The sequence below is a fragment of the Corallococcus sp. 4LFB genome (genome assembly GCF_046520365.1).
GTDB lineage: Bacteria > Myxococcota > Myxococcia > Myxococcales > Myxococcaceae > Corallococcus > Corallococcus caeni.
Genome location: NZ_JBKGHJ010001219.1, coordinates 1 through 555, shown reverse-complemented (window position 1 = coordinate 555; position 555 = coordinate 1). Strand labels below are relative to the sequence as shown.

The window sequence follows — 555 nt, the reverse complement described above, 5'->3', positions numbered from 1 at the left end:
GGCCGTAGTGGTTGAAGACGGCGCACTCCGGCGCCAGCCGCTTCACCGTCTCCACCAGCTCCTTGTCCGACGCCTCCCCGCCCACCACCAGCCGCTTCCTCGGCAGCACCGCCTTCGCGTTCGGCCCGCTCAGCAACGCGCGCAGGTGCGAGGGCACCACCTTCAGCCCGTCCACCCCGTGCGCCTGCATGTACGCGCCCAGCGCCTCCGCGTCCGACGCCACCTCCTTCGACACCAGGTGCAGCGTCCCCCCTCCGCACAGCATCGGGAAGACGGCCGTGTGCCCCAGGTCCGCCGCCAGCGTCGTCACCGACGCGAAGCTCATTCCCTCCTCCAGCCTCAGCCTCCCGCGGATGCTCCCCACGTAGTTGGCCAGCTGCCGGTGCTCCACCACCACGCCCTTCGGACGCCCCGTGCTTCCCGACGTGAAGATGGCGTATGCCGCGTTCTCCCCGCGCACGTTCGACGCCACCGGCTCCGTGCTGCCGCCGGCTTCATCCACCGCTTCGACGATGACGGTGACGAGCCCCAGGCCCGCCACGTCCGCCGCCTGCG

Annotated in this window: 1 protein-coding gene; it reads right to left on the bottom strand. The window is 71.5% G+C overall.

The annotated features are described in order from the left end of the window. On the bottom strand, nt 1-555 hold a 555-nt coding region (locus ACLEQD_RS45020; RefSeq protein WP_410392010.1), incomplete at both ends, for an AMP-binding protein.